The following is a 13,436-nucleotide window of genomic DNA, read 5'->3' on the forward strand; positions in this document are numbered from 1 at the left end:
GTGAACAACCGGTCAGGGTTGACCGGTAAGGATGGCCGCGATCAGGCGGTCGCCTTCTCGTAGCATTCGAGCACGTGATCCCAGTTGATCAGATTGTCGACGAAGGCCGACAGGTACTTCGGGCGCGCATTGCGGTAGTCGATGTAATAGGAATGCTCCCACACATCGACGCCGAGGATCGGCACGGCGCCATGAACCAGCGGGTTCTCGCCGTTCGGCGTCTTCATGATCTCGAGCTTGCCGTTCTTGACGGCAACCCAGGCCCAGCCCGAACCGAACTGGCCGGCACCGGCGGCCTCGAAATCGGCCTTGAACTTGTCGTAGCCGCCGAGATCGCTGTCGAACGCGGTCTGCAGCTTGCCCGGCAGGCTCTTGCCGCCACCGTTCGGCGTCATCCACTGCCAGAAATGGATGTGGTTGTAGTGCTGGCCGGCATTGTTGAAGAGCGCCTGATCGGTGCCGTAGGACTTCTTGACGACCTCCTCCAGCGACAGATCGGCCATGCCGGCCTTCTCGGCCAGCTCGTTGCCCTTGGTCACATAGGCCTGGTGATGCTTGTCGTGATGAAACTCGAGCGTTTCGGCAGACATGTAGGGTCCCAGCGCGTCATAGGCGTAGGGAAGCTCCGGAAGCGTGAAAGCCATGGTCCGTCTCCTTCTGTTGGTGTCGTTAGGGGCGCAACGGCTCAACACGGGGAGTGTTTCCGCCACGCGCAAAAATCGGCGAGAACGAAGCTAGTGCCAACGGTCGCATTTGCCACCGTTTTTCGGCCAGTCCTTCCTACGCTGCCCTGCGGGCGAATGACCAGTACAGTTCGCGCGCCTCGGCATAGACCGCGCCGGCCTGCATCTGCCGGTCCTCGATGCCCACGACCGGCACGACCTTGGAATGATTGCCCGTCGAGAAGATCTCGTCCGCGTCGCGAAACTGGGCGACGGTCAGGGTCGTCTCGACCACCTCGCGGCCGGCCTCGCGCAGCAGCGCAATGATGCGCTGGCGCGTGATCCCGTTCAGGAAGCAGCCATTCGGGACCGGAGTGAACACGACGCCGTCCTTGACCATGAAGAGGTTGGACGTGCCGGTTTCGGCGACATTGCCGAGCATGTCGAGAACCAACGCATTGTCGAAGCCGCGCGACTTGGCCTCCATGATCGCCCGACCGTTGTTCGGATAGAGGCAGCCGGCCTTCGCCAGCGTCGGCATGGTCTCCGGTGTCGGGCGGCGGAACGGCGACACGCCGAGTGTGAAGCCGGAGGATGCGATCATCGGCGATTCGTAGAGGCACAGGCAGAAGCGCGTGGTCGCGGCATCGGCCGGAACGCCCATATAGCCGCCGTCTTCGGCCCAGTACATCGGCCGGATATAGACCGCCGTCTTGCCGTCGAAATCCTGCAGACCCTCGTGGGTGAGGCGGACGATCTCGTCGGCCACCATCGTCGCCTTCAGGCCCAGCGCCTCGGCCGACCGGTTGACGCGCTCGCAATGAAGGTCGAGATCCGGCGCGACGCCTTCGAACCAGCGCGCCCCGTCGAACACCGAGCTCCCGAGCCACATGGCGTGGCTGCGCGGACCGATCAGGCCGGGGTTGCCGTCGTGCCAATGGCCATCGACGAAGGTGCGGGTACGGGAAAATTCCTGCGGCATGGCCGGCTCCGGATTGGCTCTGCATGAAGCGTGGGGCACGGCGCGGCCCCTGCCCGTCCATAGCGCAGCCGCAACGTCTCGTCACGCGCCGGGCCGAGGCGGCCGCGAATGCGATGGCGATGCTTCCTCGGCCTTTCAATCGCGAGACCCTGCCCATATGACCCAACGGGGCCCGGCAACCCGAGGGAGACGTCCTTGCATTCAGTCTATGTGTTCGACGCCTATGGCACGCTGTTCGACACCGGCGCCGCCGTCGCTCGCCTGGCAGGCGAGATTGGCGAGGACGGACGTCTGCTGGCGGACATCTGGCGCCGCAAGCAGCTGGAATATTCCTGGGTGCGCAGTCTGATGGGCGGCGCCCATCGCAATTTCTGGGATCTGACGGAAGACGCGCTCGACTACGCATTCCAGAAGGTCCCGACAGCCGATCCGTCGCTGCGCGGTCGTCTCCTGGAAGCCTACCGGGACCTCGATACCTTCGAGGAAGTGCCCTCGACGCTGCGTGCCTTGCGCGACCGCGGCGCCCGTCTGGCGATCCTGTCCAACGGCTCCCGCGACATGCTGGCGCGCGCCGTTCGCTCCGCCGGTCTCGACGACGTCTTCGACATCGTCTTTTCCGCCGAGGATTGCGGGACCTACAAGGCGGCGCCCGCCATGTACGATCTGGTGACGACGCATTTCCGGCTATACCCGGACGCGGTCTCGTTCCAGTCCTCCAACCGCTGGGACATCGCCGGCGCGGCTGCCTTCGGCTTCCATACGGTCTGGATCAACCGCGGCGGCGAACCGGACGAGTATCTGGACCTGCAGCCGGGCGGGGTCCTGCCCGATCTGCGGGATTTGCCGAAACTCGTTTGAGCGGCGTTTTCCTTCCTGGTCAAACAGCTGTGATGGCTGCGGAACCTCTCCGAAGTCCGCAGGTTTAGCCTGCGAATGCCAAAAAGCGGGGCGCGTCTACCGATCCCGCCAAGAAAAATCGAAGGCTGGACCACAATGGAAAATTCCGCACATTTCTCGCGGCGCAGGCTGCTCCTGGGCTTCGGCATCGGCGCAACTGCACTTGCTGCCGGCTGCACCAGCGGCTCGCGCGCGCGCATCGCCTCCGTCGCCCCCTACCCCGCACCGCAGGGCGGCGCTCCGGCACGGTATCGCGCGATGTACGACGCCGTGGTGGATGAAGGCTACCGAATCCCGGCCATCGATCTGAGCCGCGTCGACCCAATCTACTACCGGCAGGAAGTCGCCGATCCCACCGGTGAGAAGCCTGGCACGGTCGTTGTCGATACCGCCAACAAGTTCGCCTATGTCGTCGAGCCCGGCGGCCGCGCTATGCGTTACGGCGTCGGCGTTGGTCGCGAAGGCTTCGGCTGGTCGGGCCGGGCGAAGATCCAGTGGAAGAAGAAGTGGCCCACCTGGACGCCGCCGAAGGAGATGATCGCCCGCAAGCCGGAACTGGCTCAATATGCCGACGGCATGGAGCCGGGCATCGACAACCCGCTGGGGGCCCGCGCGCTTTATCTGTTCCAGAACGGCAAGGACACGCTGTATCGCCTGCACGGGTCGCCGGAATACTGGACCATTGGCACGTCGGGTTCGTCGGGCTGCATCCGCTTTATGAACCAGGACATCATCGACCTGTATGACCGCGTTCCGTCGGGTTCGCCGGTTCTGGTCCGCCAGGGCGGTCTCGTCGCCTGATCGCAGAGCGAATTTCCTACTGACATGAGGGGGTGAGCGGCCGGACCGCTCGCCCCTTTTGCTTGCCGGATCACTGCCGCGGCCCGAGGTCGCGGACGGAACGTCCCGACTTGCGCCCCGTTGGCTGGAAGACTTCCAGATCCGGCCAAGGGACCGCATTTTCATGAAACATGACGTCTGCGCACTCGCCGACCTGCCCGAAACCGGCATGACCGAAGTCGAGCTCGACGGCCTGAAGGTGCTGCTCATCCGCGACGGCGACACGGTCCACGCCACTGGCGCGATCTGCACGCACAAGGGCGCGCCGCTGAAGAACGGCACCCGCATTGGCAACCGGGTCATCTGCCCGTGGCATCATGCCATCTTCGACCTGACCAGCGGCGACCACATCGAGCCGCCGGGACAGGGCTGCCTCAACCATTTCACCACCGAGATCGCCTCAGGCCGGGTCCATCTCGACATTCCCGACGGCGCCGGCGTCCATCGGCCCGAGGTGGAGCCCGCGGCGCGCAAGGCGGGCGGTGACCGTCTCTTCGCCATCCTAGGTGCCGGGGCTGCCGGCGTTGCCTGCGCCCAGGAACTGGTGCGCCGCGGTTTCGACGGCCGTATCGTCTTGTTCGGCGACGAAGGCGAACCGCCCTACGACCGCACCGATCTGTCCAAGGCCTACATGCAGGGCAAGAAATCCGACGCGGACCTGCCGCTCCTTGGCGATGGCGGTCTCGACGCGATCGGGGTGGAGCGGATGACCGAGCCGGTCGCGCGGATCGACCGCGCCGCGCGGACCATCCAGTTCCGCGGCAAGGACGGCGTCAATGCGGGTCTCGTCTACGACAAGTGCTTCGCTGCGCCGGGCAGCCGTGCCGGCACGCTCCCGCTCGACAATGCCGGTCTGCCGAACGTCTTCACGTTGCGCAGCCATGACGACGCCAGGGCGATCAAGGACGCCGTCGATGCCGCCAATCGTGTCGTCATCATTGGCTCCGGTTTCATCGGCATGGAGATCGCTGCCGGTCTCGTCCAGAACGGCAAGACCGTCACCGTGATCTCCCGCGAGACCCTGCCCTTCGCCTCGAAATTCGGGGACGCGGTGGCCGGCCAGATCGCAGCCCAGCACCGGGCCAAAGGCGTCGATCTGCGCACCAATTCGGTCGTCTCCGAACTCGAGGCGAAGCACGGCAAGGTCGAGACGGTTCATCTGGCCGACGGCACCCGGATCCCGGCCGAGATCGTCCTCATCGCCGTCGGTGCCAGGCCTCGCCTGGAGATCTTCGGCGAGGACGTTGCAGGGGGGCTCGATGTCGCCGCCGATCTGTCGGTGGATGCGAGCCTGTTTGCCGGCGGCGACGTGGCGACCGTTCCGCTGGAGGGACGGGACTACAGCACGCGCATCGAGCATTGGCGGGTCGCCGAGCAGCATGGTCGCCACGCCGCCGCAGCGATGCTCGGGGAAGCCGGTACCTTCGACGGCGTGCCGTTCTTCTGGTCGGCGCAGTACGGCCCGATCCACTATGTCGGAAATGCTCGGACCTACGACGACGTCCACATCGAGGGCAATCTCGACGCAGGCAGCTACACCGCCTTCTACATCGTCGCCGGCCGCGTTGTGGCGGCACTGGGGCGGGGCAAGGCCGATACGACGGCCGATCTGCACGCGGTCATGCTGAGCGACCGCACGCCGGCCGTTGCGGATCTGGCTGCGGCCAGCTGGCAACCCGCAAGGCTGCTGAACTGACCCTGGACCGGACGGCGGCGCATCTGCGCCGCCCTCAACACCTTACGACAGGCGGCCCCGCTCGCGCTCCATCATGTCGATGCGGCTTTCGAGATTTTCCTCGCGGACCATGCCCGGGATCAGGAAGAGATCGATGATCTGCCCGATGCCGAGCAGACCAAGCGTCAGGAGCCACAGCAATCCGGTCCAGGGCCGGCCGAGATAGAACCGGTGCAGCCCGCATATCCCGGCGAAACAGAGAAGCCAGAGGATGTAGGATGCGAGTGTCGACTTCCGGTTCATGCCCATTCCTTCCATTCCGCGTCACCTGACAGATGGGAACCGGCGCGCCGGTTTGAAAGCCACCGCCCCGCCCCGACGCCGCCGCGGACGAGGCGCAACGCTCTTTTCGCGTCACTTCCCGCGTTTCAGGCTGCCGAGAACGCCGCGCAGGATCGCCCGGGTCACCGTCGAGGCGACCGTACGGCCGACCTGCTTCATGATGGTCTCGGTCACGGTCTGACGCTGATAGCCCGACGAACGCCGACGGGGCGCCGAGCGGCGACGCGGTGCGGGCTCTGCCTCCTCCACCTCCTGGGTGTCGTCGCGGCCATCGCCACCAAGGCCGAAGTCGGGAAGCTGGAAACCGGTTCGCGTCCGGCGAGGCGGCGGCGCGTCCCGCTCTTCCTCTTCACGGCGGCGCGCGGCGTCGGCGCGCCGTGCCGCTTCTTCCTTCCGCTCGGCTTCCAGCCGGCGCTGCTCTTCTTCCTGCGCGAGCTGATCCTCGGCCCGGCCGATCAGCATCTCATAGGCAGATTCCCGATCGACGGCATGGTCGTACTGGCCCGCGACGGGGCTCTTGGCCATCGTTTGCGCCCGCTCCGCCTCGGTCACCGGACCGAGCCGGCCGGCCGGCGGACGGATGAGCGTACGCTCGACCATGGAGGGCACGCCCTTCTTGTCGAGCGTCGAGACCAGGGCCTCGCCGACGCCGAGCTTGGTGATGGCCTCGAAACAGTCGAATTCCGGGTTCGGGCGGAAGGTCTCGGCCGCCGTTCGCACGGCCTTCTGCTCGCGCGGCGTATAGGCCCGCAGCGCGTGCTGAACCCGGTTGCCGAGCTGGGCTAGAACGCCCTCGGGCATGTCGAGCGGGTTCTGCGTTACGAAATACACGCCAACGCCCTTGGAGCGGATCAGCTTCACCACCTGCTCGACCCGGTCGACGAGGATCTTCGGCGCGTCGTCGAACAGCAGATGTGCCTCGTCGAAGAAGAAGACGAGCTTCGGCTTGTCCGGGTCGCCGACCTCCGGCAGTTCCTCGAACAGTTCCGACAGCAGCCAGAGCAGGAAGGTCGCGTAGAGCCGCGGGTTCATCATCAGCTGGTCGGCGGCCAGCATGTTGACGATGCCGCGCCCGTCCCGGTCCGTGCGCATCAGGTCGGCGATCGCCAGCGCCGGCTCGCCGAAGAAATTCTCCGCCCCCTGCTGTTCCAGGACCAGCAGCGACCGCTGGATCGCGCCGACCGAGGCCTTGGCGACATTGCCGTAGAGCTTCGAGACGTCGTCGGCATTCTCGGCCACATGGGCCAGCATCGCCTGCAGATCCTTGAGGTCGAGGAGCAGCATCCCCTCCTCGTCGGCGATCTTGAAGACGATGTTGAGGACGCCTTCCTGGGCGTCGGACAGGTTCATCAGCCGCGACAGCAGCAGCGGCCCCATTTCGGAAATGGTGGCGCGGATCGGGTGCCCCTTCTTGCCGAAGACGTCCCAGAACACGACGGGATAGAGGTCGTGGTAATAGGGATCGAGACCGATGGCCTCGGCCCGGGCGACGAGGAAATCCTTGCCTTCGCCGCGCTGCGACACGCCGGACAGATCGCCCTTGATGTCGGAGCAGAACACCGGCACGCCGGCCTCCGAAAACCCTTCCGCCAATATCTGCAGGGTCACCGTCTTGCCGGTACCGGTCGCCCCCGTCACCAGGCCGTGGCGATTGGCGCGTGTCAGGTCGAGATACTCACCCTTCTTGATCGCGTCCTTCGGGTCGCGGCTGGATCCCAGATATATCCGACCGTCTTCGAGCATGCGGCGTCCCCCTCTTGCGGAGGCCGGAGCTTACATGCCGGTCTTCCGGCGACACAAGCGCACATCAGGGCGCCGTCGCCGATTGCAATTGCGCGCCCCCGCCGGCTTTGCCAAAGTCCCGCTGATTCGCGCCGACCCCATAAGGGCCGGTTTTCAGCGGCATGTCCGAGGCCGAGCCTCCGATCCAAGAGGACCATCCATGCACGAGTTGTTCGCCAAGATTGCCGCCGAAACCGGTATCGACGAGGCCGCCGCCAAGAAGGCCGTCGGGCACATCCTCGCCTTCGTGAAGGCCGAAGGGGACGATCCGGCCGTCGGCAAGATGATCGCCGAGACGCCCGGCGCCGAAGACGCGATGGCGACCGCCGGCGAAGGTGGCAGCGGCGGCCTGATGGGCGGCATGCTCGGCGGCGGCATCATGGGCCTCGGCTCCAAGCTCATGGGCCTCGGCCTCGGCATGGGCGAGATCCAGACCGTGGCGCGCGAGCTGGTGGCTTTCGCCAAGACCCAGACCGACCCGGAGACCGTCGACAAGGCCCTCTCCTCCGTGCCCGGCCTGTCGCAGTATATCTGAGCGGCAGCGCCCCGGACGCCATGACATGGCCGGCCTCGCTACGGGGCCGGCCACCTTTCCGCGCAGACCGCCAGCCGCGCGCTGGATAAAGCCGTTGCCTTCGCCTATGGTCTTGGCGAACAACGGAAATGTGGCCGTGTTGAAGGAACACGACGTCATCGGGGGAGCGAGGTCCTTGAATGACATCTGATCCGATCAGCGCCGAACCGGGCGCCACCCCTCAGCATGTGTCCCGGCTGCGTTCTTCGCTGACGCGTTCGTGGGCTGCCGGGTCGTTCAACCTTTCCCGCCTGTTCCGGCGACCGCCGCTCCTCGCGCATCTGGTGCTGTTCGCGGTCATCGTCCTGATCCCGGCCCTTCTGTTCAGCGCATTCCTGATCCTGCAATTCTCCGCCCAGCAGCGCGAGATCGCCGCTGCCCAGGTCAACGACACCGCCGAGATCATCTCCAACGCGGTCGATCGTGAGATCTACGGCATGATCACCACCGGCCGGGTGCTGGCCTCCTCGCCGTCCCTGGCCGAGGGTGAACTGGCCGGGTTCCACGCCCGCACGGTCGCGGCGCTGAAAACCACCAACACCGATGCCGCGCTCGTGGAGCCGAACGGTCGGATCGTCGCCTCGACGCTGGATCCCTATCCGGCTCCGGTTCGCGCCATGAGCTACACCGAAACCGTCGATCGGGTGCGCAAGACCCGACAGCCGACCGTGTCCGGCGTGTTCTTCGGCGATCGCTCCGAACGCTTCGTGTTCCATGTCGCGGTGCCGGTGTTTCGCGGCAACGACGTCTCCTACGTCCTGATCATCAGCAAGGCCGCGGATACGCTCAGCGCAGTGATCGCCGATCGCAACCTGCCGCGCGAATGGTCCGCCATCATCAAGGATTCGAACGGCAAGCGGGTCTTCGCCGCGGTCACCAGCGAAGGCCGGATGGAGGCCCAGCAGGGCATTTCCTACGACAATCCCTCGATCATCGAAACGCTCGGCGCCCGCATGAGCCGCGACCTGATCGAAGCTTCCACCGTATCCAGCCTGACCGGATGGACGACGACGCTCGCCGTGCCCAACTCGGTCATCGTACAGCCGGTCCTGCGATCCTGGCTGTTGCTGATCAGCGCCGGCACGGTGCTCCTGATGTTCTCGATCCTGCTGGGCATTCTGCTCGGTCGTCGCATCGCCGCGCCGATCCTGCAATTGTCCAAGCAGGCTGCCGCCATCGGCGCCGGCGAGCCCGCGGCGACGATCGGCACCGACATCGCCGAGGTTGCCGAGGTGTCGAAGGTCCTCGCCCAGGCCTCCCGCGCGCGCCGCGACGCCGAGGAACAGAACCGCTTCCTGATGCGCGAGATGACCCATCGCGCCAAAAACCAGTACGCCCTGATCGCGGCCATCGCGCGCCGGGCGGCCAAGGAAAGCGCCGACACCACGCAGTTCCTGGCGACCCTTTCCGAGGCACTGAGTTCGCTGGCACGCTCAGCCGATCTCCTGTCGAGCCGCGCCTGGGAAAGCGCCATGGTCAAGGACCTCGTGCACGCCCAGCTCCATGCCTTCGGCGCCGGGGGCGAGCAGATCGAGGTTCGCGGGCCGTCGGTCCGGCTGAACCCGACGGCTGCCCAGACCCTCGGCCTGGCCCTGCACGAACTGGCCACGAACGCCGTCAAATACGGCGCCCTCTCGACGTCGGACGGCAAGGTCGTGATCTCCTGGTCGATGGATGCCGAGTTCACCATCACCTGGAGCGAGAGCGGCGGACCGCCGGTGATCGAGCCCAAGCATTCGGGATTCGGCACGTTGGTCACCCAGAAGATGACCTCGCGCGGCCTGAACGGGTCGGTCGAGATGGACTACGCGGTCTCGGGCGTGGTGTGGAAATTGCGAGCGCCCTCTGACGCCGTGATCCCGCACTAGCTCGCACGGGCAAGCGCGGGTCTGGCCAGACGCCATGGCAACGCCAGTTTCGTTTCCCGGCCGGACAGCCTATGGAAGCAACCGGATGAGTGAGAAGGACAGGCGGGGGAGCCAGGCCGCCTGACCTTCGCGACCGCCTTTCGGGGATGGCCGCGACCAGGCAGCACGAGGAGGGCCCATGACGGCGCTGACGATCGAAGCCATCGAGTTTCCGGAAGTCGACGAAGCCGGCTGGCGAGCGCGCGTCGAAAAGGGCCTGAAGGGGCGATCGTTCGAATCCCTCGTGACGACAGCCGAGGACGGGTTCGGCTACGGTCCCCTCTACGGGCGCCGCACCGCCGCGCCGCTCGGGCGCGCGACCTCCGGTCCCTGGCAGATCGTCCAGCGGGTCGACGACCGCGATCCGGCCCGCGCCAACCAGCAAGCGCTGGCCGATCTGGAAGGCGGCGCCAACGCACTGTCCCTGGTCTTTGCAGGCTCGGCCTCTGCCCATGGTTTCGGCCTGCCGATGGAGGCGGACGCGATCGCCCGCGCCCTCGATGGGGTCGATCTCTCCATGATCGCGCTGCGGATCGAACCGCATATGGATGCCCGGATTGCCGTGGATGCCCTGCGTTCGCTGGCGAAAACGCGGGACCAGGCATTCGAGACGCTGGCGATCGATCTCTGCCTCGATGCGGTCGGCCCCTTTGCCTTCACCGGCAGCTTTCCCGGTGCCGAGAGCGCCTTCCGGGCCCATGCCGGCCGCGCCACCAAGGGGCTGCGGGCCAGCGGTTTCACCGGCCGCGTCGCCGAGGCCGACGGCCGCCTCTACCACGACGCCGGCGCCACCGCCGCGCAGGAACTCGGCGCCGTTCTGGCGACCGCGCTGTATTACCTGCGCGCGATGACCGACGCCGGCTTGAACGTCGCCGACGCCGCCTCCGCGATCGGCTTCACCCTCTCCGTCGACCAGCGCCAGTTCGAGCAGACGGCCAAGCTGCGGGCGCTGCGCCTGCTCTGGGCGAAGCTGCTGGAATCCTGCGGCGAGGATGCGCCGTCCGCGACCCGTATCCATGCCGAGACGTCCTGGCGGATGATGGCTGCCATGGACCCGCATACCAACATCCTGCGCGCCACCGTTGCGGCCGTCGCCGCGGGCACCGGCGGGGCCGACAGCCTGGCCGTCCTGCCCTACACCGCGCCGCTCGGCCTGCCCGATCGCGCGGCGCGACGCCTTGCCCGCAATCTGCAGATCATCCTGCAGGAAGAGAGCTTCCTCGCCTTGGTCGCGGACCCCGCCGCCGGTTCGGGCAGCATCGAGACACTGACCGACCTGACCGCCGAAGCCGCGTGGAACGAATTCCGCGAGATCGAGGCCGAAGGCGGCATCGTCGCCAGCCTGAAGACCGGCGCCCTGCAGAGCCGGGTCATGGACGCCCGCCTGGAACGCCAGCGGCGGCTGGAGGAGGGCAAGACAATCGTCATCGGCGCCAGCCTCTACCCGCTCGAGAGCGAGCGCGATCACACGATCCTTGCCGCCGATCGAAGCGATCCCACGGCGTCCGACGGCGAGATGCGCTGCGAGCCCCTGCGTCCGCACCGTCTCAGCGAAACTTCGGAGGCCAGCCGATGAGCGCGATCCCGGATTTCAGGCAGATCGGCTGGAGCCGCCCGAACGCAGCCGCGCCGCAATCGCCGGCGACCGACGGGTTCGAAACGCCCGAAGGCATCACCATCGGCGGCGCCTACGGCTCCAAGGCACTGGAAGGCTACCCCTTCCTCGATACCCAGCCGGGCATCGCGCCTTATCTGCGCGGCCCCTACCCGACCATGTATGTCGAGAAGCCCTGGACCATTCGGCAGTATGCCGGCTTCTCCACCGCCGCGGCGTCGAACGCCTTCTACCGCCGCAACCTCGCCGCGGGCCAGAAAGGGCTGTCGGTCGCCTTCGACCTCGCCACCCATCGCGGCTACGATTCCGATCACCCGCGCGTCGCGGGGGACGTTGGGATGGCGGGCGTCGCCATCGATTCCATCATCGACATGCGCCAGCTCTTCGACGGCATCCCGCTCGGCGAGATGAGCGTGTCGATGACCATGAACGGCGCGGTGCTGCCCGTCCTCGCCCTCTACGTGGCTGCGGCCGAGGAACAGGGTGTCGCGCAGGCCGATCTGTCCGGGACCATTCAGAACGACATTCTGAAGGAGTTCATGGTCCGCAACACCTACATCTATCCGCCGGCGCCCTCGATGCGGATCATCTCGGACATCTTCGAGTTCACCTCGAAGAACATGCCGAAATACAATTCGATCTCGATTTCCGGCTACCACATGCAGGAAGCCGGGGCGACGGCCGACCTGGAGCTCGCCTACACCATCGCCGACGGCATCGAATATGCTCGCGCCGGCGTCGCGGCCGGGCTCGACATCGACCGTTTCGCGCCGCGCCTGTCCTTCTTCTGGGCCGTCGGCATGAACGCCTTCATGGAGATCGCCAAGCTGCGGGCCGCACGGCTGATCTGGGCGGCGCTGATGAAGGAGAACTTCGCGCCGCAGGATCCGCGCTCGCTCTCGCTGCGCACCCATTGCCAGACCTCCGGCTGGTCGCTGACGGCACAGGACGTGATGAACAACGTGGTGCGAACCTGCGTCGAGGCGATGGCAGCGACGCAGGGCCATACCCAGTCACTGCACACCAATGCCTTCGACGAGGCGCTGGCCCTGCCAACCGACTTTTCCGCCCGCATCGCTCGGAACACCCAGCTCGTGCTCGCCCATGAAACCGGCACGACGGGCCTGATCGATCCTTGGGGCGGGTCGGCCCATGTCGAGCGGCTGACCCATCTTCTCGCGCAAAAGGCGCTCGCGCATATCGCCGAGGTCGAGGCGATGGGCGGCATGGCGAAGGCCATCGAAAAGGGCCTGCCGAAGCTGCGGATCGAGGAAGCCGCGGCCAAGACCCAGGCGCGGATCGACTCGGGCACCCAGACCGTCGTCGGCATCAACCGCTTCCGCAATGCCAGCGACGACGAGGTCGATGTCCTGCGGGTGGACAATGCCGATGTGCGGCGTCAGCAGATCGAGAAGCTGCAGCAATTGCGGGCCGAACGCGACGATGCCGCGACCAAAGCGGCCTTGTCCGCACTGACCGCGGGGGCCGAGGGCAACGGCAACCTCCTCGAACTGTCCATTGCGGCGGCCCGGGCCAAGGCGACCGTCGGCGAGATGGCCGATGCGCTGGAGACGGTGTTCGGCCGCCATGTCGCCAAGGCGCAGGTCGTGGCAGGTGTCTACAAGCGGGAGGCGGGTCCCATGGCGGATCGTGTTGCGCAGGTTCAGGCGATGAGCGCGGCCTTTGCCGAGGCCGAGGGACGCCGTCCCCGCATCCTCGTTGCCAAGATGGGCCAGGATGGCCACGACCGGGGCCAGAAGGTCATCGCCTCGGCCTTTGCCGATCTCGGCTTCGACGTCGATATCGGCCCGCTCTTCCAGACGCCGGAGGAAGCGGCCCGCCAGGCCGTCGAGAACGACGTCCATATCGTCGGCGCCTCGTCGCTGGCCGCCGGTCACCTGACTCTGGTGCCGGAACTGAAGGCCGCCCTCGCCCGGGAAGGCGGCGAGAACATCATGATCGTCGTCGGCGGGGTCATCCCGCCCCAGGACGTCCCGGCGCTGAAGGAAGCCGGCGCGGCGGCGATCTTCATGCCGGGCACCGTCGTCGCGGAAGCGGCGGCAGATCTCCTGCAGTCCCTCGCCGCCCATCTCGGACACGGCAAGCTGGCGGCAGAGTAGAGCTCGTGACGACCCACGGCATCGGTGCGCTTGCGCCATC

Annotated in this window: 11 protein-coding genes; 7 read left to right on the forward strand and 4 right to left on the reverse strand. The window is 66.6% G+C overall.

Going from position 1 to position 13,436, the window contains the following annotated elements; genetic code table 11:
* Nucleotides 1–41: 41 nt before the first annotated feature.
* A complete protein-coding gene (locus H536_RS0102675; RefSeq protein ID WP_024348991.1) occupies nucleotides 42–644 on the reverse strand; it encodes a superoxide dismutase in 603 nt (200 codons plus the stop codon).
* Nucleotides 645–780: 136 nt separating this feature from the next.
* Nucleotides 781–1,644 carry a branched-chain amino acid aminotransferase gene (locus H536_RS0102680; protein WP_024348992.1) on the reverse strand — a complete coding sequence of 288 codons (864 nt, stop codon included), beginning with the start codon at nucleotides 1,642–1,644 and terminating at the stop codon, nucleotides 781–783.
* A gap of 195 nt (nucleotides 1,645–1,839) precedes the next feature.
* Here H536_RS0102680 and H536_RS0102685 point away from each other — a divergent pair, with 195 nt between their 5' ends.
* The 3 genes from H536_RS0102685 to H536_RS0102695 all read left to right on the forward strand — a co-directional run bounded on the left by H536_RS0102685 (nucleotide 1,840) and on the right by H536_RS0102695 (nucleotide 5,077).
* Nucleotides 1,840–2,502, forward strand: coding sequence for a haloacid dehalogenase type II (locus H536_RS0102685; RefSeq protein ID WP_024348993.1), 663 nt, complete (start codon nucleotides 1,840–1,842; stop codon nucleotides 2,500–2,502).
* Nucleotides 2,503–2,637: 135 nt separating this feature from the next.
* Nucleotides 2,638–3,342, forward strand: a complete 705-nt coding sequence (locus tag H536_RS0102690; RefSeq protein WP_024348994.1) for a L,D-transpeptidase — start codon at nucleotides 2,638–2,640, stop codon at nucleotides 3,340–3,342.
* A gap of 163 nt (nucleotides 3,343–3,505) precedes the next feature.
* The gene (locus H536_RS0102695) at nucleotides 3,506–5,077 is read left to right on the forward strand and encodes an FAD-dependent oxidoreductase (RefSeq protein WP_024348995.1); all 1,572 of its coding nucleotides are present in this window, start codon (nucleotides 3,506–3,508) and stop codon (nucleotides 5,075–5,077) included.
* Nucleotides 5,078–5,119: 42 nt separating this feature from the next.
* Here H536_RS0102695 and H536_RS0102700 read toward each other — a convergent pair whose 3' ends face one another.
* Both H536_RS0102700 and H536_RS0102705 read right to left on the reverse strand, forming a co-directional pair.
* Nucleotides 5,120–5,359, reverse strand: coding sequence for an NINE protein (locus H536_RS0102700; protein ID WP_155898361.1), 240 nt, complete (start codon nucleotides 5,357–5,359; stop codon nucleotides 5,120–5,122).
* Nucleotides 5,360–5,470: 111 nt separating this feature from the next.
* Nucleotides 5,471–7,141 (reverse strand): helicase HerA-like C-terminal domain-containing protein, encoded by a 1,671-nt coding sequence (locus tag H536_RS0102705; RefSeq protein ID WP_009208589.1) that lies wholly within the window; start codon nucleotides 7,139–7,141, stop codon nucleotides 5,471–5,473.
* A 199-nt stretch (nucleotides 7,142–7,340) separates the two neighbouring features.
* Here H536_RS0102705 and H536_RS0102710 point away from each other — a divergent pair, with 199 nt between their 5' ends.
* From H536_RS0102710 to scpA, 4 genes are all read left to right on the forward strand, one after another.
* Nucleotides 7,341–7,715 carry a hypothetical protein gene (locus H536_RS0102710; RefSeq protein WP_024348997.1) on the forward strand — a complete coding sequence of 125 codons (375 nt, stop codon included), beginning with the start codon at nucleotides 7,341–7,343 and terminating at the stop codon, nucleotides 7,713–7,715.
* A 179-nt stretch (nucleotides 7,716–7,894) separates the two neighbouring features.
* Nucleotides 7,895–9,622 (forward strand): HWE histidine kinase domain-containing protein, encoded by a 1,728-nt coding sequence (locus H536_RS0102715; protein WP_024348998.1) that lies wholly within the window; start codon nucleotides 7,895–7,897, stop codon nucleotides 9,620–9,622.
* A gap of 178 nt (nucleotides 9,623–9,800) precedes the next feature.
* The gene (locus H536_RS0102720; RefSeq protein WP_024348999.1) at nucleotides 9,801–11,237 is read left to right on the forward strand and encodes a methylmalonyl-CoA mutase subunit beta; all 1,437 of its coding nucleotides are present in this window, start codon (nucleotides 9,801–9,803) and stop codon (nucleotides 11,235–11,237) included.
* Nucleotides 11,234–13,396: a methylmalonyl-CoA mutase gene (scpA, locus tag H536_RS0102725; RefSeq protein ID WP_024349000.1), complete on the forward strand. Its 2,163-nt coding sequence runs from the start codon at nucleotides 11,234–11,236 to the stop codon at nucleotides 13,394–13,396. The genes H536_RS0102720 and scpA overlap by 4 nt, the downstream gene beginning before the upstream one ends.
* The last annotated feature ends 40 nt before the right edge of the window (nucleotides 13,397–13,436 follow it).

The organism is Aurantimonas coralicida DSM 14790 (assembly GCF_000421645.1).
Lineage (GTDB): Bacteria > Pseudomonadota > Alphaproteobacteria > Rhizobiales > Rhizobiaceae > Aurantimonas > Aurantimonas coralicida.

Bases quoted from the DNA above. Each gene is read 5' to 3' on its own strand.
- H536_RS0102700 (WP_155898361.1), bottom strand. From the start codon at position 5,359: ATGAACCGGAAGTCGACACTCGCATCCTACATCCTCTGGCTTCTCTGT.
- H536_RS0102690 (WP_024348994.1), top strand. From the start codon at position 2,638: ATGGAAAATTCCGCACATTTCTCGCGGCGCAGGCTGCTCCTGGGCTTC.
- H536_RS0102680 (WP_024348992.1), bottom strand. From the start codon at position 1,644: ATGCCGCAGGAATTTTCCCGTACCCGCACCTTCGTCGATGGCCATTGG.
- scpA (WP_024349000.1), top strand. From the start codon at position 11,234: ATGAGCGCGATCCCGGATTTCAGGCAGATCGGCTGGAGCCGCCCGAAC.
- H536_RS0102675 (WP_024348991.1), bottom strand. From the start codon at position 644: ATGGCTTTCACGCTTCCGGAGCTTCCCTACGCCTATGACGCGCTGGGA.
- H536_RS0102715 (WP_024348998.1), top strand. From the start codon at position 7,895: ATGACATCTGATCCGATCAGCGCCGAACCGGGCGCCACCCCTCAGCAT.
- H536_RS0102695 (WP_024348995.1), top strand. From the start codon at position 3,506: ATGAAACATGACGTCTGCGCACTCGCCGACCTGCCCGAAACCGGCATG.
- H536_RS0102705 (WP_009208589.1), bottom strand. From the start codon at position 7,141: ATGCTCGAAGACGGTCGGATATATCTGGGATCCAGCCGCGACCCGAAG.
- H536_RS0102720 (WP_024348999.1), top strand. From the start codon at position 9,801: ATGACGGCGCTGACGATCGAAGCCATCGAGTTTCCGGAAGTCGACGAA.
- H536_RS0102710 (WP_024348997.1), top strand. From the start codon at position 7,341: ATGCACGAGTTGTTCGCCAAGATTGCCGCCGAAACCGGTATCGACGAG.